21 protein-coding genes and 1 tRNA gene are annotated in these 23328 nt (G+C 62.9%); 7 read left to right on the plus strand and 15 right to left on the minus strand.

The window, feature by feature from the left end; genetic code table 11:
- The first annotated feature begins 15 nt into the window (after positions 1–15).
- The 3 genes from ACDK93_RS14210 to upp all read left to right on the plus strand — a co-directional run bounded on the left by ACDK93_RS14210 (position 16) and on the right by upp (position 2851).
- Entirely contained in the window at positions 16–1530 is a 1515-nt protein-coding gene (locus tag ACDK93_RS14210; RefSeq protein WP_458069493.1) for an aminotransferase class III-fold pyridoxal phosphate-dependent enzyme, read from the plus strand.
- 181 nt (positions 1531–1711) lie between these two features.
- Positions 1712–2068, plus strand: a complete 357-nt coding sequence (locus ACDK93_RS14215) for a PsiF family protein (RefSeq protein WP_458069494.1) — start codon at positions 1712–1714, stop codon at positions 2066–2068.
- Positions 2069–2203: 135 nt separating this feature from the next.
- Positions 2204–2851 carry a uracil phosphoribosyltransferase gene (upp, locus tag ACDK93_RS14220; RefSeq protein WP_458069496.1) on the plus strand — a complete coding sequence of 216 codons (648 nt, stop codon included), beginning with the start codon at positions 2204–2206 and terminating at the stop codon, positions 2849–2851.
- 427 nt (positions 2852–3278) lie between these two features.
- Here the strand turns inward: upp and pip are convergent, their stop codons facing one another.
- Both pip and ACDK93_RS14230 read right to left on the minus strand, forming a co-directional pair.
- On the minus strand, positions 3279–4226 hold the full coding sequence (gene pip / locus ACDK93_RS14225; protein WP_458072475.1) for a prolyl aminopeptidase: 948 nt from the start codon (positions 4224–4226) through the stop codon (positions 3279–3281).
- 77 nt (positions 4227–4303) lie between these two features.
- On the minus strand, positions 4304–5695 hold the full coding sequence (locus ACDK93_RS14230) for an FAD-binding oxidoreductase (RefSeq protein ID WP_458069498.1): 1392 nt from the start codon (positions 5693–5695) through the stop codon (positions 4304–4306).
- 121 nt (positions 5696–5816) lie between these two features.
- On the opposite strand from ACDK93_RS14230, the gene serA reads away from it, so the two are divergent.
- Positions 5817–7049 carry a phosphoglycerate dehydrogenase gene (gene serA, locus ACDK93_RS14235; protein ID WP_458069500.1) on the plus strand — a complete coding sequence of 411 codons (1233 nt, stop codon included), beginning with the start codon at positions 5817–5819 and terminating at the stop codon, positions 7047–7049.
- A 177-nt stretch (positions 7050–7226) separates the two neighbouring features.
- On the opposite strand, the gene ACDK93_RS14240 is transcribed toward serA, so the two are convergent.
- The 13 genes from ACDK93_RS14240 to map all read right to left on the minus strand — a co-directional run bounded on the left by ACDK93_RS14240 (position 7227) and on the right by map (position 20171).
- Entirely contained in the window at positions 7227–7904 is a 678-nt protein-coding gene (locus ACDK93_RS14240; RefSeq protein ID WP_458069501.1) for a host attachment family protein, read from the minus strand.
- 115 nt (positions 7905–8019) lie between these two features.
- Positions 8020–8096, minus strand: a tRNA-Pro gene (locus ACDK93_RS14245).
- 69 nt (positions 8097–8165) lie between these two features.
- A complete protein-coding gene (locus ACDK93_RS14250; RefSeq protein ID WP_056386704.1) occupies positions 8166–8522 on the minus strand; it encodes a MerR family transcriptional regulator in 357 nt (118 codons plus the stop codon).
- Positions 8503–8802 (minus strand): integration host factor subunit alpha, encoded by a 300-nt coding sequence (ihfA, locus tag ACDK93_RS14255; RefSeq protein WP_458069503.1) that lies wholly within the window; start codon positions 8800–8802, stop codon positions 8503–8505. The genes ACDK93_RS14250 and ihfA overlap by 20 nt, the downstream gene beginning before the upstream one ends.
- Position 8803: 1 nt before the next feature.
- Positions 8804–11182 carry a phenylalanine--tRNA ligase subunit beta gene (gene pheT / locus ACDK93_RS14260; protein WP_458069504.1) on the minus strand — a complete coding sequence of 793 codons (2379 nt, stop codon included), beginning with the start codon at positions 11180–11182 and terminating at the stop codon, positions 8804–8806.
- A gap of 110 nt (positions 11183–11292) precedes the next feature.
- Positions 11293–12288 (minus strand): phenylalanine--tRNA ligase subunit alpha, encoded by a 996-nt coding sequence (gene pheS / locus ACDK93_RS14265; RefSeq protein ID WP_458069505.1) that lies wholly within the window; start codon positions 12286–12288, stop codon positions 11293–11295.
- 200 nt (positions 12289–12488) lie between these two features.
- Positions 12489–12872, minus strand: a complete 384-nt coding sequence (rplT, locus tag ACDK93_RS14270) for a 50S ribosomal protein L20 (RefSeq protein ID WP_458069506.1) — start codon at positions 12870–12872, stop codon at positions 12489–12491.
- Positions 12873–12888: 16 nt separating this feature from the next.
- Entirely contained in the window at positions 12889–13086 is a 198-nt protein-coding gene (gene rpmI, locus ACDK93_RS14275) for a 50S ribosomal protein L35 (protein WP_077445148.1), read from the minus strand.
- 236 nt (positions 13087–13322) lie between these two features.
- On the minus strand, positions 13323–13850 hold the full coding sequence (infC, locus tag ACDK93_RS14280) for a translation initiation factor IF-3 (RefSeq protein ID WP_458072477.1): 528 nt from the start codon (positions 13848–13850) through the stop codon (positions 13323–13325).
- Positions 13851–13894: 44 nt separating this feature from the next.
- On the minus strand, positions 13895–15796 hold the full coding sequence (thrS, locus tag ACDK93_RS14285; protein WP_458069508.1) for a threonine--tRNA ligase: 1902 nt from the start codon (positions 15794–15796) through the stop codon (positions 13895–13897).
- A gap of 265 nt (positions 15797–16061) precedes the next feature.
- Complete coding sequence (locus ACDK93_RS14290; RefSeq protein ID WP_458069510.1) at positions 16062–16511, minus strand: CopD family protein; 450 nt, start codon at positions 16509–16511, stop codon at positions 16062–16064.
- Positions 16512–16625: 114 nt separating this feature from the next.
- The gene (glnD, locus tag ACDK93_RS14295) at positions 16626–19274 is read right to left on the minus strand and encodes a [protein-PII] uridylyltransferase (RefSeq protein ID WP_458069512.1); all 2649 of its coding nucleotides are present in this window, start codon (positions 19272–19274) and stop codon (positions 16626–16628) included.
- Positions 19275–19406: 132 nt separating this feature from the next.
- The gene (gene map / locus ACDK93_RS14300; protein WP_179479399.1) at positions 19407–20171 is read right to left on the minus strand and encodes a type I methionyl aminopeptidase; all 765 of its coding nucleotides are present in this window, start codon (positions 20169–20171) and stop codon (positions 19407–19409) included.
- 323 nt (positions 20172–20494) lie between these two features.
- On the opposite strand from map, the gene rpsB reads away from it, so the two are divergent.
- The 3 genes from rpsB to pyrH all read left to right on the plus strand — a co-directional run bounded on the left by rpsB (position 20495) and on the right by pyrH (position 23247).
- Positions 20495–21370, plus strand: coding sequence for a 30S ribosomal protein S2 (gene rpsB / locus ACDK93_RS14305; protein ID WP_458069513.1), 876 nt, complete (start codon positions 20495–20497; stop codon positions 21368–21370).
- 104 nt (positions 21371–21474) lie between these two features.
- Positions 21475–22356, plus strand: a complete 882-nt coding sequence (gene tsf, locus ACDK93_RS14310; protein WP_184506990.1) for a translation elongation factor Ts — start codon at positions 21475–21477, stop codon at positions 22354–22356.
- A gap of 168 nt (positions 22357–22524) precedes the next feature.
- The gene (pyrH, locus tag ACDK93_RS14315; RefSeq protein WP_179479393.1) at positions 22525–23247 is read left to right on the plus strand and encodes a UMP kinase; all 723 of its coding nucleotides are present in this window, start codon (positions 22525–22527) and stop codon (positions 23245–23247) included.
- Positions 23248–23328: the final 81 nt, after the last annotated feature.

Consider the following 23328-nt stretch of genomic DNA (forward strand, 5'->3'; position numbering starts at 1 on the left):
GTGAGGAGAAGCGTCATGCGTATGATTGAACAGCTGCGTGAACTGCGCGAATTCGGCGGCAAGCCACGTACCGCCGGCCTGGATGACGCCAGCATCGAGCGCATGGCCGCGATCGATCCCACCCTGGTCGAAGCGATCGCTGAAGCGGTGGTGCGTCACCGCGAACTGCGTACCGAGATGGCCGCGGCCGGTATGGGAGGTTTTCTCAAGCTCGATGAAGTCGAGCAGCTGGCGCAGGCGCAGGCCGGCTTCATCAATTTCTACCCCGACGACGCGATCAACCCCTACCTGCCTGCGGCGGCCAGCGGCCCGTGGGTGGTGACGCTGAAAGGCGCCGTGCTGCACGACAACGGCGGCTACGGCATGCTCGGCTTCGGCCACAACCACCATGGCATTGCCGCGGCCATGGCCAGGCCGCAGGTGATGGCGAATGTCATGACGCCGAGCGTGGCGCAAATGCGCCTCAGCAAGGCGCTGCAGCGCGAGCTGGGCCACACCCGCGGCGGCAGCCCGTACACGCACATCATGTGCCTGAACTCCGGTTCGGAAAGCGTGAGCCTTGCCGGCCGCCTGGCCGACGTCAACACCAAGCTGATGACCGACGAAGGCGGCCCGCACGCCGGCCGCAAGATTCGCCGTATTGCCGTGCGCGGCGCCTTCCACGGCCGCACCGAGCTGCCGGCGCTGTATTCGGACTCCACCCGCAAGACGTACATGCAGCACCTGGGCAGCTTCAAGTATCACAACGACCAGCTGCTGATCGTGGAGCCATACAACGTCGAGCAGCTGAAGAAAACCTTTGCCGACGCCGAACAGAACGGCTGGCATATCGAAGCAATGTTCCTCGAGCCGGTGATGGGCGAAGGCGACCCGGGCCGCGCCGTGACGCCCGAATTCTACGCCGCCGCGCGCGCGCTCACGAAAGCCCACGGCACGCTGCTGCTGGTCGACTCGATCCAGGCCGGCCTGCGCGCGCACGGCGTGCTGTCCATCATCGACTACCCCGGCTTTCAGGACTTCGAAGCGCCGGACATGGAAACCTATTCCAAGGCACTCAACGGCGGCCAGTATCCGATGTCGGTACTCGCCGTAACCGAGCGCACGGCCGCGCTGTATCGCAAAGGCATCTACGGCAACACGATGACGGCCAATCCGCGCGCGCTCGACGTGGCCTGCGCCGCGCTGGATCTGCTGACCGACGAACTGCGCAACAACATTCGCGACCGCGGCCACGAGTTTCTCGACAAGCTCAACGCGCTGAAGAGCGAGCTGGGCGGCATGATCACCAAGGTGCAGGGCACCGGCCTGCTATTTTCGTGCGAGCTGTCCAGCGACTACAAGTGCTACGGCGCCGGCTCCACCGAGGAATACATGCGCGAGCGCGGCGTCGGCGTGATCCACGGCGGCGTCAATTCGCTGCGCTTCACCCCGCACTTCAATGTAACCAGCGCCGAAGTGGATCTGATCGTGGCGAACCTGCGCAAGGCGTTGCTGGAAGGCCCGTGCAAGGCCCGGGCCGAAGCGGCCTGACGTCATCGCGGCGCGGCAATGCTGTTTCAATGACACATTGCCGCCGCTGTCTTGGTTCTCGGGCCAGCGCAGTGCGGCCAGTACTACAGCAAAAATAGAACTTCCCCCACTGCCCGTCTTCCGACGAGAGGCATAGACTGGCGCGGCCGGCGCTCGCCGGTCACCTAGGGAGGACTCCACGATGTCGATGACACTTCTTCGTACGTTGGCCATAAGCGCGGCATTCGCTTTCGCCGGTGCCGCTTTTGCGTCTCCGCAATCCAGCATGAGCGGTCCGGCCGCCAAGACACCGACGGCGCAGCAGCAGCGCATGAGCGACTGCAACAAGCAGGCGACCGGCAAGAAGGGCGACGACCGCAAAACCTTCATGAGCAGCTGCCTGAAAGGTCAGACGTCCGCCATGGCCGCACCGACAAAAATGACCCAGCAGCAGAAAATGACCAGCTGCAATGCCGACGCCAAGGCCAAGGCGCTCAAGGGCGCCGACCGCAAGACCTTCATGAGCTCGTGTCTGAAGAGCACACCGGCCACGCCATAACCGCAGCGTTAAACCTCAACCCCGCCTGCCGCTCTCGATCATCGAGGTGCGCATGCGGGGTTGCTTCGTTAAGCTCAGGCGTTATCGGCACGGATCAACTGCGGACCCGTGCATCGCCAACGAAGAGCATCGTGCATGAAGATTGTTGAAGTTCGCCATCCGCTGATTCGGCACAAGCTCGGCCTGATGCGCCGCGCCGGCATCAGCACCAAGGAATTTCGCGAACTGGCCGGTGAAGTCGCCGCCTTGCTGACCTACGAAGCGACCGCCGATCTGGAAACGGTCGAGGAATCCATCACCGGCTGGGCCGGGGATCCCGTGCCGGTGCAGCGCATCAAGGGCAAAAAGATCACCATCGTGCCGATCCTTCGCGCGGGCCTGGGCATGCTGCCCGGCGTGCTCGACATGATTCCGTCGGCCAAGGTCAGCGTGGTCGGACTGCAGCGCGACGAGCAGACGTTGCAACCCGTCACCTACTACGAAAAACTCAGCGGCCGCATGGACGAGCGCATCGCCCTCATCGTCGACCCCATGCTCGCCACCGCCGGCACCCTCATCGCGACCGTCGACATGCTCAAGGCCGCCGGCTGCAAACGCATCAAAGGCATCTTTCTTGTGGCCGCTCCCGAAGGCCTCAAAAACATTGAAGCCGCCCATCCCGACATCGAGATCTACACCGCCGCCATCGACGATCACCTCAACGAAAACGGCTACATCCTGCCAGGCTTGGGTGATGCGGGCGACAAGATTTTTGGAACGAAGCAGCTGCCGTCGAACGATTGAAATTGGCCCGACATCGAACAGGTGATTGTCGCGCATCATGCGCTTACCGGTTTCAGCACACGACCTTCGACTCCGGCCCTGCTGGCCTACGCTCAGGGTAAACGTATGTCGCTTCTCAAGAGCGCTAAAAGCGCGGTGCTTTTCAAACTCCCCTATGCGGCGGTGAATTGAAGACGACAGGCCCGCCAGGGGAATCGGCACGATGCCGATTCCTTTTCGCCAGCACACGGACGTGCTGTCGAAAAGCCCGGCTTCAATTCACGGACTTGTCGGGCAAAGCCCGGCAAGCGCCAAGTGGGGTGTCGTTTTCTCTGGGTTACTTCTCTTTTGGACAAGCAAAAGAGAAGTGACTCGCACTCCGCAGGAGGGCGAAAGCTGTAGCCTTAAAAATTCGAAACATGACGCATGCGATCAAGCCCGCCAAAAATTACTCACGACCAAATCGATCCGTCGCCTCCAGCAACTCATGCATGATGCCCGGCTCAAACGCCGAATGCCCCGCATCCTGCACGATCTTCAGATCCGCTTCGGGCCAGGCGCGATGCAAATCCCACGCGCTGCGCATCGGGCAGACCACGTCGTAGCGGCCCTGCACGATGACGGCGGGAATATGGCGAATGCGCTCGACATTGCGCAGCAGCTGATCGTCATGCTCGAGAAAGCCGCCGTTGACGAAGTAATGGCACTCGATGCGGGCGAACGCGAGCGCAAACTCGTCCTGCCCGCTGGAGGCGATGTGCGTGCGGTCTTGCCACAGATAACTCGTCGCGCCTTCCCACACCGACCATGCGCGCGCGGCAGCGACGCGGATCGCCGCGTCCGGGCTGGTGAGGCGGCGGTAGTAGGCGCTCATCATGTCGGCGCGCTCCACTTCGGGAATCGCGTCGCGATAGGTTTCCCAGGCGTCGGCATACAGCGCGTTGCAGCCTTGCTGATAGAACCACTCCAGCTCGGATCGACGCAGCAGAAAAATACCGCGCAGCACCAGCTCGGTCACCCTGGCCGGATGCGTTTGTGCATAGGCCAGCGCCAGGGTCGAGCCCCATGAGCCGCCGAACACCTGCCAGCGATCGATCGACAGGTGCGTGCGTATGCGTTCGATGTCGGCGACGAGATCCCAGGTGGTGTTGTCGGTGAGCTCCGCATGCGGCGTGGATTTGCCACAGCCGCGCTGATCGAACAGCACGATGCGATAGATTGCCGGATCGAAGAAGCGCCGACACTTCGGGTTGGTGCCGCCGCCCGGACCGCCGTGCAGAAACACTACCGGCTTGCCGTTCGGATTGCCGCTCTCTTCGTAGTACAGCGTGTGCAGCGGCGACACCGCCAGCGTGCCGCTGTTGAAGGGCTCGATCTCGGGATACAGCGAACGCAGGGTCGACGGCATGTTGGCTCCAGGAGGCGTGCAAACTTGGCGTCCAAGGCTACCACGCAAGCGCTGTCGAGCCGATTTCAGCCGTCGGTAAACAGCTTGCCGGGGTTGAGTATGCCGCGCGGATCGAACACCTTGCGCACGCCCTTCATCAGCAGAATTTCAGCCGCATCGCGCGTGCTTTCCAGATACGCGCGCTTGACCAGGCCGATGCCGTGCTCGGCCGAGATGCTGCCGCCGTGGTTCTTCAGCGTGGCGGCCAGCAGCTTGGTCACATGTTCGCACTGCGCGATGAACGCGTCCTCGTCCAGATCATCCGGACGCAGGACGTTGATGTGCAGATTGCCGTCACCGATATGGCCGAACCAGACCACCTCGATATGCGGATACTCCTGCGTCAGCAGCGCCTGCATTTCGTGCAGAAACGCCGGCACGGCGCTGACCTTTACCGACACGTCGTTCTTGTACGGCCGATGCGGCGCCAGGCTTTCGGTGATACCTTCGCGCAGCCGCCACAGCGCGGCGGCCTGCGCATCGCTCTGCGCCAGCACGCCGTCGCTGACCCAGCCTTTTTCCACCGCCTGCTCGAAAGTCGCCAGCGCGAGCTCCCGCGTCTTTTCGTCGACTGCATCGAACTCGGTAACCACGTAATACGGATGTTCTCCCTCGATCGCGCGCTGCCCACCGTGCGCCAGCACGTGATGCAGGGCGTGATCAGTAAAAAACTCGAAAGCCTGCAGCGACAGCTGCGCGCGAAACAGCGCAAACACCTGCATCAGCGCGTCCATGTCGGGCAGCGCCAGCAGCATCACCTGTGCGGGGAGCGGTCGATCGGTGAGCTTTAGCGTGGCTTCGACCACAATGCCCAGGGTGCCCTCCGAACCGATCATCAGCTGGCGAAAATCGTAGCCGCTGGAGTTCTTGATCAGACCGCGGTTGAACTCGAGCAGCTCGCCGTTGCCGGCAACCACCTTCAGCGAGGCAATCCAGTCGCGCGTGTTGCCGTAGCGGATCACCCGGATGCCGCCGGCATTGGTCGCGATGTTGCCGCCGATCGAACACGAGCCGCGCGCCGCGAAATCGACCGGATACATCAAATCGTGTTCCGCTGACGCATCGTGCACCGCCTGCAACGTAATGCCCGGCTGCACGGTCAGCGTGCGATCGACGGCGTTGAAGTCGAGCACGCGATTCATCCGCTCCAGGCTCAGCACCAGTTCGCCGTTGGCCGCCACCGCGCCGCCGGACAGGCCCGTGCGCCCGCCGGATGGCACCAGCGCAACGTTGCAGTCGTTGGCCCAGCGCACGATGGCCTGCACCTCGTCGATGCTCGCCGGCAGCGCGATCGCCAGCGGCGCGGGCGTCCACCGGCGCGTCCAGTCGCGGCCGTAGTGCTCGAGATCGCCCGGCTCGGTGAGCACGCGCAATGCGGGCAGGCGGTGGATCAGTTCGGCGAGCGGGTTGGGCGACATTCGGGGCTCCGGGTGACCAGGGAAGCCTGCCAGCCGCCCGCCACCGCGTCCAGTGTTGCATCGCCACACGGAGTACCGCGCTCTGGCATAGTAAAGACCTTCATTTCTGCAGAAGGTCGTCATGGAAACCTCGTATCCCCGCCAAGACATCAAGGTGCTGCTGCTCGAGGGCGTCAGCGCCAGCGGTGTCGAGGTGTTCCACCGGGCCGGCTACAGCCAGGTCGAACTGCACACGAAGTCGCTGCCCGAAGCCGAGCTCAAGCAGCGCATCGCCGATGCGCACATCGTGGGCATCCGTTCGCGCACCCAGCTTACCGACGACGTGCTGGCGCACGCCAAGCGGCTGATCGCGGTGGGCTGCTTCTGCATCGGCACCAACCAGGTGGACCTGGACGCGGCGCGCAAGCTCGGTATTCCGGTGTTCAACGCGCCCTACTCCAACACGCGCAGCGTGGCCGAGCTGGTGATTGCCGAGGCGATCATGCTGCTGCGTGGCATCCCGCAGAAGAACGCGCTGTGCCATCGCGGCGGCTGGACCAAGTCGGCCGCCGGCAGCTTCGAAACGCGCGACAAGGTGCTGGGCATCGTCGGCTACGGCCACATCGGTACCCAGGTCGGCGTGCTGGCCGAGGGGCTGGGCATGCGGGTGATCTTCTACGACATCGAAGCGAAGCTTTCGCTCGGCAACGCGCGCGCCGTGCACAGCCTGGACGAGCTGCTGGAACGCGCCGACGTGGTGACCCTGCATGTGCCCGAAACGCCGTCCACGCAGATGATGATTGGTGCCGAGCAGCTGGCGACGATGCGCGAGGGCGCGATGCTGATCAACGCCTCGCGCGGCACCGTGGTGGATATCGATGCGCTGGCCGAGGCGCTGCGCGCCGGTCATCTGGCCGGTGCGGCGGTCGATGTGTTCCCGGTCGAACCCAAGGGCAACGACGACGCGTTCGTCTCGCCGCTGATCGGCATGGACAACGTGATCCTCACCCCGCATATCGGCGGCAGCACGCTGGAAGCGCAGGACAATATCGGCATCGAGGTAGCCAGCAAGCTGATTCGCTACAGCGACAACGGCTCGACTTTGTCGGCGGTGAATTTCCCCGAGGTGACCCTGCCCGAGCACCCCAACAGCTACCGCCTGCTGCATATCCATCGCAACGTGCCGGGCATGCTCGCACGCATCAACGAGCTGTTCTCCAGCGGCAATATGAATGTGGACGCCCAGTTTCTTCAAACCGACAGCGAGGTCGGCTACGTCGTCATCGATGTGACCGCCGATGAAGCACAGGCTACCGCGCTGAAAAGCCAGCTGGCGGCGATACCCGGAACCTTGCGCAGTCGCGTGCTCTATTGAGCGGGCCTGTTCACCAGTAGACCACATCAACGGGCTTCAGGAGGGTGCCGATTTCAGCAACTCACTGACGCCCCGCGATCGATCTACCCTCACAAAAAAAGCGCCCATTGGGCGCTTTTTTATGGACAACCCGTCAAGCGATTTCAGTATGAAACGCCGAGCCGGGGAATGCCTCGATCAATCGTTGGCCTTCAGAATTTTCTCGATGTCTTCCAGCGTCGAATTGGTCAGCGTCTTGGCCAGCTCGCCGGTGATGCGCTTGCTCGTTTCAACATGCAGCTGCGGCCTTATCTCGCCCAGCGTCTTGGGATCGGCGATCAGGAAAAGATGCTCGAATTCCTGCTTCAGCGCCGCGGCGTTCAGGCGATGAACGAGCTGCTTGGCAAAGGTTGCTTCGTCATTCTGCTCGGGGCTCTCTTCGGGTGGACGATGCCCGGACGGACCCTGCCCCTGCTCGTCGACCATTTCGAACTTCATGATGTCTTCCTGCATCAGGCGAAGCGCATCACCCTTGCCAACATTGTGAAACAGGCGAGCGTGGGTGCCATCGGCGACCACGACCCAGGTACCCGAAGGAATCTTGTGCATCAGTTGCTCCTTTAAGCGGCGCACTGCAAACGTTGCGCCTAATCCATTACACCGTAGCCTTGGCGACGTGATGGAGCCGATAAAGAAGTGTGTTGAAACCCGCGGGTTCATGGCGTCGCGCCGGGTCACGTCATGCTGGCGCTGGATCCGCCGCTCGCGTTCGGCATGCGCATTGACGGGTGCCGCCAGCCAGATACCCGTTTCGCGATGTGCCTGCGCGCACAACAACGCATAATCCCGCATACGACTCATGCCGTCGACACGCATCGACTCGGCTAGCGGTGGCTTTTTGCTGACCGCTTGTCATCGCAGCATGGGACGACCCGGCTTTCCACGCCAACAAAAAAGCGCCCCAAAAGGCGCTTTTTCTTACTCGCTGAATTGGTCGGGGCGGCGGGATTCGAACCCACGACCCTCTGCCCCCCAGGCAGATGCGCTACCAGGCTGCGCTACGCCCCGACTGCATTCAAGTCGAACATTCTAGCAGGACGTCGCTACATCCCGGAAGCAAAAACACAGCGTGCTTTATCAGCGGCGCAGCAGCGTGAGTACTTCTTCCAGTTCCATGCGCACCTGACGCACGATCTGATGGGAAATGCTGGCTTCCATACGCGCCTGCGGGCCTTCCAGGCGCGCGCGCGCGCCGGTGATAGTGAAACCTTCGTCGTACAGGAGCGAACGAATCTGACGAATCATCAGCACGTCGTGGCGCTGATAGTAACGGCGGTTGCCGCGGCGCTTGACTGGATTGAGCGCAGGAAACTCCTGCTCCCAGTAGCGCAGGACGTGAGGCTTCACACCGCAGAGTTCGCCCACCTCACCGATGGTGAAGTAGCGTTTGGCCGGTATGGCAGGCAGTTCGGTGTTATTCCCTTGGTCCAGCATATCCTTCGACTCTTACCTTGAGTTTTTGTCCTGGACGGAACGTCACCACGCGCCGGGCAGAGATCGGAATCTCCTCACCGGTTTTTGGGTTGCGTCCAGGCCGCTGGTTTTTCAAACGCAGATCAAAGTTGCCGAAACCGGACAGTTTGACCTGCTCCCCGTTTTCCAAAGCGCCACGCACCTCTTCGAAGTACGCGTCCACGAATTCTTTTGCCTCACGCTTGTTGAGGCCCACTTCGAGGAATAGCCGCTCGGCCATCTCCGCCTTGGTCAGCGCCATGTCATCCCCGTAGCTTTGCCTTGCATATTTGCTCCAACGCAGCAATTGCTTCCCGTACGCAACGGTCCGCGTCGTCATCAGTAAGGGTGCGTGAAGCGTCCTGTAAAATCAAGCCCATAGCGAGGCTTTTTCGGCCGGCTTCGACGCCTTTGCCGCTGTAACGGTCAAATAGCAGAACTTCCTTCAGCCCTGTACCCAGGGTTGAACGCACGGTTTGCTCAATCTGCGACCAGCTCACTTCCTCGGGCAGGTCCATCGCGATATCGCGGCGCACCGTAGGGAATCGCGATACCGGCTGGGCGCTCGGCAGGCGCCGGGCGAGCACCGGCTCCAGCGCCAGTTCCAGCACGTGCACATCGGCGCCCAAATCCAGGGCCTTGGCCAGCTGGGGATGCAGCGCACCAAGATAGCCAACGGTTTGACCGTCGCGCGCCACCCGCGCCGCGCGACCCGGATGCAGCCAGCCCGGCAGGGCGTCGGCGCGGACCGACCAGCGCGATGGCTCGCCACCCCACGCGATCAAGGCATCGAGATCACCCTTGAGGTCATGGAAGTCGAGCGTGCGCGATGGCTCGCCCCACTGCTCTGCGCGCGCGTTGCCGCAGGCGACGATGGCCACGCTCGGCGTTTCCCGCGGCGGATCGCCCGCCTCGAACACGCTGGCGACTTCGAAAAGGCGTACACGCTCCTGCTGGCGCGCGCGGTTGTGCCGCAACGCTTCGATCAACCCCGGCAACAGAGACGGCCGCATGATCGCCAGATCGGCCGATAGCGGATTGGCCAGGGGAACCAGTCGATTGGTGAAACCCCAGCGGGTCAAAAGATCGGCCGCCACGAAAGAAAGGTTTACCGCTTCGTAATATCCGCGCGCGGCGAGCTGCTCACGCAGCGCCAGCTCGTTGATACGGGCCTCGGGCTCGACCGCCAGCACCAGCGCACCGGCCGGCGTATGCGTGGGGATATTGTCGTAGCCGAAGATCCGCGCAACTTCTTCGATCAGATCCTCCTCGCGCTCGATATCGAAGCGGCTGCTGGGGGCCGTGATGCGCCAGCCTTCACCGGTCGATTGCACTGTCATGCCCAGCGCGGTGAAGATGCGCGCTACCTCCGCGTCAGCCACCTCGACGCCGAGCACGCGCTTCAGGCGTGCGCGACGCAAGGTGACCGCCACGGGCGTTGGCAGATCGGCGAGATTCTCGGCTACCAGCACGGGGCCGGCCTTGCCGCCGGCGATAGACAGCAGCAGCTCGGTGGCGCGCTCCAGCGCACGCCGCGGCAGCTCGGGATCGACGCCGCGCTCGAAGCGATGCGACGCATCGGTATGCAGACCCAGCTTGCGCGCGCGTCCCATGATCGCTGCGGGGACAAAGTGCGCCGACTCGAGAAAAACGTTGTGCGTGGCGTCGGTCACCCGCGAATCGAAGCCGCCCATCACGCCGGCAACCGCGAGCGCGTTTTGCTCATCGGCGATCAGCACAAACTTTTCATCGAGCCTGGCTTCGCTGCCGTCGAGCAGTTTCAGGGTTTCACCCGCGCGCGCGTGGCGCACGACGATGTCGCCGTGCAATTTGTCGTTGTCGAACGCATGCATCGGCTGACCCAGTTCCAGCATCACGTACGCGGTGATGTCGACCACCGCGCTGATGGAGCGCAAACCGGAACGGCGCAAGCGCTCGGCCAGCCAGAGCGGGCTGCGCGCCGTCGGATCGATGCCTTCGACGATACGGCCCAGGTAGCGCGGCGCATCCTTGCCGGCTTCGAGACGAATGCCGCGACGGGTATCGGTGGTCACCGCTGCGGGCGCCTGTTCGGCGACTTTCACTCTGCTGCCAAACAAGGCGGCCACATCGTGCGCGAGGCCAACCAGGCCCAGGCAGTCGGGACGATTCGGGGTGAGCTTCAATTCGAAGCTGGCGTCGGGCAGGCCGAGATAAGCCGCCAGCGGCTGACCCACCGGCGCGTCGAGCGGCAGTTCCAGCAAGCCCGATGCATCGGTGTCGATAGCCAGTTCTTTCGCCGAACAAAGCATGCCGAACGATTCCACCCCGCGCAGCTTGGCCGCCTTGATCGCGATACCGTTGGGGAGATTCGCGCCGACCTTGGCCAGCGGCACCTTGATGCCGACGCGTGCGTTCGGCGCACCGCAGACAATCTGCAGCGGTTCGGCCAAGCCCGCGTCGACCTTGCACACCTGCAGACGATCCGCTTCGGGATGCTTTTCGGCAGCAATGATTTCGGCCACGACGACGCCATCGAGATGCTCGCCGAGCGCGGTCAGCTCCTCCACCTCAAGTCCGGCCATGGTCAGCGCGTGCGCCAGCTCGGCGCGGTCGGCCTTTATCTCAACGAGTTCACGCAGCCAGTTTTCGGAGAATTTCATGATTTGATAGCGGCTTGAAGGGTTGTGGATTGACTGACGGGAACGGGGAACGGCAGGCTATCGGAAATGCTTTTGTTCCCCGCCTCTCTATTCACTGTTCCCGCTCTACCTCAAGCAAACTGCTTGAGAAAGCGCAGATCGTTCTCGAAGAACGCGCGCAGGTCGGAGACGCCATAGCGCAGCATGGCGAAGCGCTCCACGCCCAGACCAAAGGCGAAGCCGGTGTAGCGCTCCGGATCGATGCCACAGTTCTTCAGCACGTTTGGATGCACCATGCCGCAACCCAGCACTTCGAGCCAGCGAGTGCTGCCGTCTTCAGCATCCCAGCGGATATCGACCTCGGCCGACGGCTCGGTGAACGGAAAATAGCTGGGGCGAAAGCGCATCTCGAAGTCGCGCTCGAAAAACGCGCGGATGAATTCGGCCAGCGTGCCTTTCAGATCGGCGAAGCTGGAAGTTTCATCGATCAGCAGACCTTCGATCTGATGAAACATCGGCGAGTGGGTCTGATCCGAATCGCTGCGATAGACCTTGCCCGGCGCGATGATGCGAATCGGCGGCTGCCTGTCCTTCATCGAGCGGATCTGCACCGGCGAGGTATGCGTGCGCAGCAGCCGGCCGTCACCGAAGTAAAAGGTGTCGTGCATGGCGCGCGCGGGGTGGTGCGGCGGAAAATTCAGCGCCTCGAAATTGTGCCAGTCGTCCTCGATCTCCGGACCGTCGGCGCGCTGGTAGCCCAGGCGCGAAAAGATCGACGCGATGCGTTCCAGCGCTCGCGTAATCGGGTGAATACCGCCGCGCTCGCCGTCGCGACCCGGCAGGCTGATGTCAAGCTTCTCCGACGCCAGGCGTCGATCGAGCTCGGCCTGCTCCAAAACCTGCTTGCGTGTGGCCAGTGCCTCGGCGAGACGATCCTTGACCGTGTTCACTTCGGCGCCGCGCGCCTTGCGCGCATCGGGCGCCAGCGTGCCCAGCGATTTCAAGGCGGCGGTAACGATGCCGCTCTTGCCGAGCAGGCTCACGCGCAGCGCATCAAGCGACTCCAGCGTGTCGGACTTGTCGATTTCTGCCAGCGCCTGCGTGGCGCGGCTTTCCAGGTCGTCCATCAATGCGACTCCGGTTTTGCCTAGTAAATAGATCCACTGAGCGGATCCGCGAATTCCCCAACCAGGTTCCTTAAAAACGCACGTCCAACAAACGCCGCGTTCCGTAAAAACCGTATTCCAGAAACGAAAGGGGGAAGAGGTTTTCGCCTCTTCCCCGCTTGCTTTCAATCACATCGCGCTGGCGCCGAAGCGCCTGACGATCAAGCGGCCTTAGTGGCCTTCGCTTTCTCGGCGATGCTGGCCTTGGCCTTCTCGGCGATCGCTTCGAAGGCCTTGATGTCATGCACCGCGATATCGGCCAGCACCTTGCGGTCGACTTCGATACCGGCGAGCAGCAGGCCATTGATCAGGCGGCTATAGGAAAGACCGAACATGCGTGCCGCTGCATTGATACGGACAATCCACAGCGCGCGGAACTGACGCTTGCGCTGCTTGCGGCCGATATAGGCGTACTGGCCGGCCTTGATGACGGCCTGGTTGGCAACGCGGAAGACCTTGCGGCGGGCGTTGTAATAGCCCTTGGCACGACCGATAACTTTCTTGTGACGACGACGGGCGGTAACGCCACGCTTTACACGAGCCATGGTTTATCTCCTCGTCTTACAAGTACGGCAACATGCGCGCTACACCCTTGGTGTCACACGCCTTGAGATGATTCGGTGCACGCAGACCACGCTTACGCTTGGTCGACTTCTTGGTCAGGATGTGTGACTTGAAGGCGTGGCCGCACTTGATCTTGCCCGACGCGGTCTTGCGAAAACGCTTCGCCGCCGCCCGGTTGGTCTTGATCTTGGGCATAACTATTTCCTTGGTGTGAGGACGCCTGTTGGAGTGGGCGTCCTAAGTTTCTGACTGATCTGGCGGTGCCTCGGAGTCTTTGGGAATCCGGCCACACTTTCCGTCCTGCCACGATCGGTGCACGACCCATCCGGCGGGTCGAACCGCGAATTGTACGGGCAAACGCGGCGACATGCCAGCCGCCGCTTGCCACATCATCCGATGATGAAAACGGCAGCCAGCGGCCGCCGAAGACCTCAGGATTTTTTCTTCGGACCGATCATCATGACCATCTGACGGCCTTCCAGACGCGGAAAAGACTCGATCTGGCCGTTGTCGCCGACGTCTTCCTGGATTTTCTTGGCCAGATTCTGGCCCAGGTCCTGATGCGACATCTCGCGGCCGCGGAAGCGGATGGTGACCTTGACCTTGTCGCCTTCTTCGAGGAAGCGAAGCATGTTGCGCAGCTTGATCTGGTAGTCGCCCACGTCCGTGACCGGACGGAACTTCACTTCCTTGATCTCGACCTGCTTCTGCTTTTTCTTGGCGGCCTGCGCCTTCTTCTGCGCTTCGAACTTGAACTTGCCGTAGTCCATGATGCGGCAGACCGGCGGATCGCCGTTCGGCTGGATCTCGACCAGATCCATGCCCGCTTCCTGCGCCAGCGCCAGCGCCTCGTCGCGGGTCAGAATGCCAAGCTGTTCGGCCTCGGCACCAATAACACGAACCCGTGGCACACGGATCTCCAGGTTGCGACGATTGCCTTTGTTGTCGGTGGTTGCGATACCACGATCCTCCAGAAAAATGAATTGAACTGACCGCCAGGCGCTCAGCGCTTGGTTTCGGTCACCAGTCGTTCGGCAAAGTCAGTCAGCGACATGCTGCCCAGATCCTCACCCGAACGGGTACGCACGGCCAGGGTACCCGTTTCCTTCTCGCGGTCACCGACCACGAGCAGATAAGGCACTTTCTGCATCGTATGTTCGCGGATTTTATAGCCGACCTTCTCATTGCGCAAATCCGATTGCACCCGGAAGCCTTTATCGACAAGGGTTTGCGTCACTTCGCGGACATAATCGCCCTGCGCGTCGGTGATATTGAGCACCACCGCCTGTACCGGAGCCAGCCAGGACGGCAGCTGTCCGGCGTAATGCTCGATCAGGATGCCGATGAATCGCTCCATCGAACCGACGATGGCCCGGTGCAGCATCACCGGGTGCTTTTTCTGCGAATGCTCGTCCACATACTCGGCGCCAAGGCGCTCGGGCATCATGAAATCGACCTGCATGGTGCCAACCTGCCAGGCGCGGCCGATCGAATCCTTCATGTGGTACTCGATCTTCGGACCGTAGAACGCGCCCTCGCCCGGCAGCTCTTCCCACTGCACGCCGGCCACCGACAGCGCCGCGCGAAGCGCCGCTTCGGCACGATCCCACACTTCGTCGGTACCGATGCGTTTATCCGGACGCAGCGCAATCTTCAGACCGATGTCCTGAAAGCCGAAGTCGCCGTAGACCTGCATGGCCTGCCGATGGAACGCCGTGACCTCGGACTCGATCTGCTCGGGTGTGCAGAAAATATGGCCGTCGTCCTGGGTGAACGCGCGCACGCGCATGATGCCGTGCAGTGCGCCCGAGGGTTCGTTGCGATGGCAGCCGCCGAACTCACCGTAACGGATCGGCAGCTCGCGGTAGCTGTGCAGGCCGGTGTTGAACACCTGCACATGACCGGGGCAGTTCATCGGCTTCAGCGCATAAGTGTGCTTTTCCGACTCGGTGAAAAACATGTTCTCGGCGTAGTTGTCCCAGTGGCCGGACTTTTTCCACAGCGAGACGTCCAGCACCTGCGGGCAGCGCACTTCCTGGTAGCCGCTGCGCTTGTAGACGTTGCGCATGTACTGCTCGACCTGCTGCCAGATCGCCCAGCCGTTGGGATGCCAGAACACCATGCCCGGACTCTCTTCCTGCTGATGGAACAGGTCGAGCTGTTTGCCGATCTTGCGATGGTCGCGCTTTTCAGCTTCTTCCAGCTGGAACAGATAGGCCTTCAGGTCCTTGTCGTTGAGCCAGGCGGTGCCGTAGATGCGGGTCAGCATCGCGTTGTTGGAGTCGCCGCGCCAATAGGCGCCAGCCACCTTCATGAGCTTGAACGCGCCCAGTTTGCCGGTGTTGGGCACATGCGGACCGCGGCAGAGGTCGGTGAACTCGCCCTGCGTGTAAAGCGACAGCGGCTGATCGGCGGGGATGCCTTCGATGATTTCGGCCTTGTACTCCTCGCCCATGCCGCGGAAAAACGCCACGGCCTCGTCGCGCGTTTTCACATCGCGCGTCACCGGCAACTGCTCGGCGACGATCTTGGCCATTTCGGCCTCGATCTTCGGCAGATCGTCCGGCGTAAACGGCCGCTCGTAGGCGAAGTCGTAGAAAAAGCCGTTGTCGATCACCGGACCGATCGTGACCTGCGCACCGGGGTACAGCCGCTGCACGGCCTGCCCCATCAAGTGCGCGGTGGAGTGGCGCAGAATCTCCAGCGCTTCCGGGCTCTTGTCGGTGATGATCTGCAGGCTGGCGTCGTGCTCGATCGGAAAGCTGGCGTCGACCAGCTGACCGTCGACCTTGCCGGCCAGCGTCGCCTTGGCCAGACCGGCGCCGATCGAGGCAGCCACGTCCTGCACGGTAACGGGATGATCGAACGGCTTTTTGCTGCCGTCGGGTAGCGTGATTTCAATCATGGGAAAACCCTGGACGTTCGCGCAGGTAGCGCACGTTGATGAAGTATTGGGCTGCAGGCCTTAGGCCACGCCTGCGGGTATCGGACAAAAAGCAAGGTGCTTCGCCCCTGCTTTCGAAACAAGGCGTGGAAAATCAGCAGTGGTAGCGGGTAGTTGCCATGTCGCACGCTCGGCCGGCGCGGGGCGCGGGCCACCTTGTCTCGTGGTCAATTATCGAAGCCTGAGTTTAGCGCAGTTCGTCGTCGAACAGGCTGCTCAGCCGTCCTCAAAACGGCTTGGCAATAGCCAGGTACAGCACGCCGAGCAGCAGCAGCACCGGCAACTCGTTAGTCCAGCGCAAAGCCTTCGAAGACGGCAGCGAGCCGCCCGCCGCCGCGCGCTTGAGCATGCGTCCGCAGAAGATGAAATAGATCAGCAACACAATCACCAAGGTGACCTTGGCATCGATCCAGTGCATCGGACCGACCACGTTCGGCAACGCCGATGGAAACACCCTCCAACCCTGCCACAGCGCCAGCCCGAGCACAAAAGCCAGCCCGAACATGACGTGACCGAAGCGATACAGCCGACGCCCCATCAGCTGCAGGCGCGCCTGCACTGGCGCCTGACCGACCGTCTCGGCCATGTTCACCAGGATTCGCGGCAGATAGAAAACCGCCGCCATCCACGCGACCACAAAAAGCACGTGCAGCGTTTCGACAAGCGTATACGTCATGGCGGGATCGACCCTGATCGCTGCAAAGCGCAGCCTTCCCGATAATAGCGCGGGCGTCGGGCCTTTCAATCGCGGGAGATGCGCCGTTATCGTCGCAGCGGCACGGCCGCCAGACTAATGTGTGACGGGCCCGATGCTGGACATAAGCGCCTGCAGCAGCCGTTCCTGCTGCGACACGGCGAGCGGCGCGTTGTGCCGATCGGTGATCTGGAAAAAATCCTCCACCCGCTCGCCGAAAGTCGCGATACGCGCATCGTGCACGCGCACCTCGGTGGCCAGCATCACCTGCGCTACCGCGGCCAGGATGCCGGGGCGATCGGTGCCTACCAGGGCGAGCTGGGTGCGGTCGCCGGCGGCATGAAAAGTGATCCGCGGCGGCGTCTGGAAATGCTTTTGATGACGCGTCATGTTGCGTTTGCACGGCTGCATGCCGGTGGGATGTTCCAGCTCACCCTGCAGCCGCTTTTGCAGCTCCTGTGCGCGTGCGGCGCTGGCCGGCTGCTGCGTGTCGGCTTCCAGCAAAAGAAACGTGTCCAGCGCCATGCCGGTCGGCGAACTGAGAATGCGCGATTCCATCACCGAAAAGCGCAGCCGATCGAGCACCGCGGTCACCGTGGCAAAAAGGCCGTCGCGATCGGGGGTGTAAACGAAAAGCTCGGTGCTGCCGCGAACGGAGAAAGGCTGCACTGCAACCAGCGGCACCTTGCCCTTCGCCGCCAGGATCGCCCACGTCTGCCAGGCGATCTGTTCCGGGCGATGGCGCATGAAACTCAGCGGCGGAAAATCGGCCCACACGCGAACCACGTCGGCTTCGGCGAAACCATCATTCATCAGCAGCGCCAGCGCGTGCTCCGAGCACTCGCGCACGCGCTCGGTCGCATCGCGCGGCAGGTTGACGTCGCTGCGCAGCGCGTAGCGCGTGGCGGTGTAGAGGTCGGACAGCAGCCGATCCTTCCACGCATTCCACAGGCGCGGACTGGTGCCGATGATGTCGGCGATGGTCAGCAGATAAAGCTGGCCGAGGCGCTCGCGATCACCGACAAGATCGGCAAAGCGCTGCACCACATCCGGGTCCGTAATGTCCTGACGCTGCGCCGTGGTGCTCATCAACAGATGCCAGCGCACGAGCCACGCGACGCGATCGATATCGCCGCGCGGCAGGCCGAGCTGCGCGCAGAACGCACGGGCGTCGTCCTCGCCCAGCACCGAATGATCCCCGCCCCGCCCCTTGGCAATGTCGTGAAACAGCGCCGCCAGCAGCAGAATTTCCGGCTTCGGCAGCGTGCCCCAGATCTGGCAGGCGACGGGAAATTCCACAAGCGCCGACGGCTCGGCGAAACGCGCCACGTTGTGCAGCACCCGCAAGGTGTGTTCGTCCACCGTGTAAACGTGGAAGAGGTCGTACTGCATGCGGCCGAACACTTTGCCGAATGCCGGAAGAATCGCTGCCAGCAGGCCGTGTCGATTCATGCTCCACAGCGCGTTGACCGCGGGCGCACCGCGGCGAAGCAGAAGCAGAAACGCCTCCAGCACGCCGCGATCGTTCGACAGCGATTCACCGTGCGCGGCGGTGGCCTGATGGATGCGGCGCATGGTGTCGGCGGTAAAACCGATCACGCCCGGCTGATCGAGCCGCGCAATGAACACGTCGACCAATGCCGACGGCCGCTGCAGGAAAAGCTCGGGATCGCGTGCCGCAAGCCGCTTGCCGAAACGCACAAAATCGGCTCCGGCCGGCTGCGCCTCCGACGGGGTCTCAAGCATTTCCTCGAAACGCTCGGCCACCTGCACACCGAGCCGCTCGATCTGCGTGGCGGCACGGTAATAGCCCTGCATGAACTGTTCGACGCCGAGATTTTTTTCGTGCTCGTCCTCAAAGCCCAGCCGCTGCGCCAGCGCGCGCTGGTAGTCGAACAGCAGTCGCTCCTCGGCGCGGCCGGCTTCCAGATGGAGCGCGTATCGATAGCGTTGCAGCGTCGCTTCGGATTCTTCCAGGGCCAGCTGCTCGGCTGAATCGAGCAGGCCCTCGGTCACCAGATCGGCAAAACCGTTCGCGTGCGCCAGCCGGCGGCCGAGCCAGCGCAGGGCGTCGAGCGTGCGCAGACCGCCCGGGCCGTCCTTGATATTCGGTTCGAGGTTGTGCGCAGTGTCGTCGTAGCGGGCGTGGCGCGCGTCACGCTCGGCCAGTCGCGCCGCCAGATACTTTGCCGGCGGCCACAGCGTCGGATCATCGATGATGCCGCGCAGCGGTTCGGCCAGCGCCGGATCCCCTGCCAGCCGGCGCGCGTCCAGCAGGCTGGTGAATACGCTGACATCGTGCGATGCCAGCTGGCGGCACTGCGCCACATCGCGCACGGCGTGACCGACTTTCAGACCCACGTCCCACAGCGTGGCGAAAAACTGCTCCAGCGCGCGCAGGCGCGCCGGCGCCGGCGCCTCGACGAGGGCCAGCAGGTCGACGTCCGAATAGGGGAAAAGCAGACCGCGGCCATAGCCGCCGACGGCAAAAAGCGCTGCACCACTGACGTCGCCCAGACAGGCCATCCATACATGCGCCACCACCCGCTCGACCGACTCGCTGCGGCGGCGTGCCAGCTCGGAGGCATCGCCACCGTTGCGAAAAGCCGTCGTCAGCGTGCGGTTGACGTCACCCAAGAGCTGCCGCAGCGCCAGTCTCGCCTCGGCCGATACGCCGGAACGCGGCACCGCCACAGGCAGGCGCGGCAGCGGCGGCAGTGCGGCGAGACTGGGTATGGACGACATGAGCTTAAGCGTGGCTCCGTGAGAAATTTGCGATACGCGCGCGTCGTTGGACCGAAGAATCATCGCAGCGAATCATCTCACCCGAGCAACCATCGCAGCGCCCTGTCCGACGCCTCGATTCAGGCGTATCACTCAGGCGTCGGGCCACGCCGTGAGGATTTCGTAACCGTCATCGGTCACCGCGATAGTGTGCTCCCACTGCGCCGACAGCGAGTGGTCCTTGGTCACGACAGTCCAGCCGTCCGGCAGCTGCCGGGTCTGCGGCTTGCCGGCGTTGATCATCGGCTCGATGGTGAAGGTCATGCCCTTCTTCAACTCGACGCCCGCACCCGGCTTGCCGTAATGCAGTACCTGCGGCTCGTCGTGGTAGACCTTGCCGATGCCGTGGCCGCAGTACTCGCGCACCACGCTGAAGCCGGCCGCCTCGGCGTGCTGCTGAATCGCGTGACCGACGTCGCCCAGCGTGGCGCCCGGACGCACGGCCCTGATGCCGTTCATCATCGCCTCGAAGGTAGTGTCGACCAGCCGCTTGGCCAGCACCGACGGCGTGCCGACGAAATACATGCGGCTGGTGTCGCCGTGCCAGCCGTCCTTGATCACGGTGACATCCAGATTGACGATGTCGCCATCCTTCAACACCTTGCCCTCGTTCGGGATACCGTGGCAGATCACATGATTGACCGAGGCGCACAGCGTCTTGGGAAACCCGTGATAGCCGACATTGGCCGGAATCGCCTGCTGCACGTTGACAATGTAGTCGTGTGCTAGGCGATCCAGCTCTTCGGTGGTCACACCGGGCTTGACGTGGTCCTTGAGCATGGCGAGCACATCGGCGGCCAGTTTGCCGGCGACGCGCATGCCTTCGAGGTCTTCGGGGGATTTCAGAGTAATAGCCATAAGTCCTGCCTAAATGGCGGCGCAGGTCGGTCGGTTCAACTGAGAATCCGCCGCAACTTGCCGCGCTGCCGGAGCACCGGCTACAATTCGGGAGTTTTGCTGACCTGATGCGGCCGGTTTCACCGGTGCGTACAGCGCAAAGCGTACCGGGATTGTAACCGTCACGCGGTGCAATACCCAACCAAACGCCACACACGTATCGGCACCGCCTTCGGGGTGCTGCGCTCGATCCCACCACTTATGGGACGTTCGCGGTCGAAGTCGGGGGTACGTGGAGGTCCCAACCCCCAGACCTTATAAAGGTCCATGCAAGGAGTTTCACCATGGCACAAGTCACCATGCGTCAAATGCTCGAAGCCGGCGTCCATTTCGGTCACCAGACCCGTTACTGGAACCCCAAGATGGCTCCGTACATCTTCGGCGCCCGCGGCAAGATCCACATCATCAATCTCGAAAAGACCCTGCCGCTGTTCACCGACGCGATGAATTTCCTGTCGGCGCTGGCGCAGAAGCGCGGCACCATTCTGTTCGTCGGCACCAAGCGTTCGGCGCGCGAGCCGTTGGCCGAAGAGGCTGCGCGCGCCGGCATGCCGTATGTCACTTCGCGCTGGCTCGGCGGCATGCTGACCAACTTCCGCACCGTCAAGCAGTCCGTCTCGCGCCTGAAGGAGCTGGAAGCGGCCGAGACCGACGGTTCGTTCGAGAAGCTGGTCAAGCACGAAGTGCTGTCTCGTCGTCGTGAGCGCGACAAGCTGCAGGCGTCTCTGGGCGGCATCAAGGACATGAACCGCCTGCCCGACGCGCTGTTCGTCGTGGACATCGGCCATGAAGACATCGCCGTGCAGGAAGCCAAGAAGCTCGGCATCCCGGTGATCGCCGTGGTTGACACCAACTACAACCCCGAGCTGGTCGACTACGCCATCCCGGGCAACGACGACGCCATCCGCGCCATCCAACTGTACGCCCGCGCCGCGGCCGACTCGATCTTGGAAGGCAAGGCCGCTGCGCCTGCTGCCGCCCAGGGCGACGCCGACGATTTCGTCGAACTCGACGAGGAAGGCAACCCGGTCGCCAAGGTCGACCGCAAGCAGGCCGCTCCGCGCCGCGATGCCGCCCCGAAGAAGGGTGCCGGCGCTCCGCGTCGTGATGGCGGCCGCGACGGTGGCCGTGGTTCGCGCGACGGCGCTTCCGCCAAGTAAGCCGGTGCAGCGACGGCCTCTGGCCGTCGTCTCGCCCTGAGATATCAACGCCGCGGCGGGCAACCGCCGCGGCGTATCCAATCTAAAGCTTTGGAGAAATACCCATGAGCAACATTTCCGCCCAGCTGGTTAAGGAACTGCGCGAACGTTCGGGCGCCGGCATGATGGAATGCAAAAAGGCCCTCGTCGAAAACAACGGCGATATCGAGACCGCGATGGAGTGGCTGCGCAAGTCCGGCCTGTCCAAGGCCGACAAGAAGGCCAGCCGCGTGGCCGCCGAAGGCCGCATCGTGGCCGCCCAGGCCGGCAAGACTGCCGTGCTGGTCGAAGTCAACTGCGAGACCGATTTCGTCGGCAAAGATGCCAGCTTCCTGAAGTTCACCGACACCGTCGCCGATATCGCGCTGAAGTCGGGCGCGACTGACGTAGACGCGCTGAAGGCCGCCGCTTACCCGGATGCCGGCAACGTCGAAGAAGCCGCCAAGGCCCTGATCGCCAAGATCGGCGAGAAGATCGACGTGCGCCGCATGGCCCGCGTCGAGAGCGATGGCGTAATCGGCAGCTACATCCACGGCGGCCGCATCGGCGTACTGGTGTCGCTCAAGGGCGGCTCCGAGGAGCTGGCCAAGGGCATCGCGATGCACGTCGCCGCCATGAACCCAGCGCACATCCGCGCCGAGGACGTGCCGGCCGATTTCGTCGCCAAGGAAAAAGAGATCGCGCTGAGCCAGATGACCGAGAAGGACAAGGCCAAGCCGGCCGAAATCCTCGAGAAGATCATCGCCGGCAAGATCAACAAGATCGTCTCCGAAGTCACCCTGCTGGGCCAGCCGTATGTGCTGGATACCAACACCACGGTGGCCGAGGCGCTGAAGAAGGAAGGCGCGGACGTGGTTACCGTCGTGCGTCTGGCCGTCGGCGAAGGCATCGAGAAAGTGGAAGAGGATTTCCACGCCGAAGTGATGAAGCAGGCCGGTCTGGCCTGAGTCAGCACCGCAAGCAAGCGAAAAAGCCGCGGAAACCGCGGCTTTTTTGTATCTGCCCTACCGCCGTAAAAACCCGCATACATGCCGCGCGACGCGGCGAAACCTCTCCCCGTCATTGACGACAGCCGTTACACTGCCGGTGTTTTGCCACACAAACCCGGAGACCCCATGAGCACCCCGCTGAATTACGGCCGCATTCTGCTCAAACTTTCCGGTGAAGCCCTGATGGGCCAGGGCGATTACGGCATCGACCCCAAGGTGATCGGCCGGCTGGCCGACGAAATCATCGAGGTCCAACGCGCTGGCGCCGAGATCGGCGTCGTCATCGGCGGCGGCAATATCTTTCGCGGCGCCGGATTGGCAGCCGCCGGCATGGACCGCGTGACCGGCGACCACATGGGCATGCTGGCCACGGTGATGAACGCGCTGGCGATGCAGGACGCGATCGAAAAGCGCAATGGCTTTGCCCGCGTGATGAGCGCTATTCAGATCCACGACGTCAGCGAGGATTTCGTGCGCCGCCGTGCGATCCGCCATCTCGAAAAGGGCCGCATCGTGCTGTTCGCTGCCGGCATCGGCAATCCGTTCTTCACCACCGACTCCGCCGCGGCGCTGCGCGCGGTCGAAATCGGCGCCGACCTGCTACTGAAAGCCACCAAGGTCGACGGCGTCTACACCGCCGACCCGGCCAAGCACAGCGACGCGGTGCGCTACGACCGGCTCGACTACGACGAGGTGATCGAGCGCAAGCTCGCCGTGATGGATACCGCCGCCATCGCGCTGTGCCGCGACCACGACATGCCGCTGCGCATCTACGACATGACCGTGCCGGGCAACCTCATGCGCATCATGCACGGCGAACCGATCGGCACCCTGGTCGACGGCGGCTGAACCGCCCGCGGTAGCGCGTTTATCGCTCACAGCTCGCCGTAACCCGGCTGCTATAATCATTTGCTAGCCAGATTCATCGGG

Source organism: Rhodanobacter sp. BL-MT-08 (genome assembly GCF_054161255.1).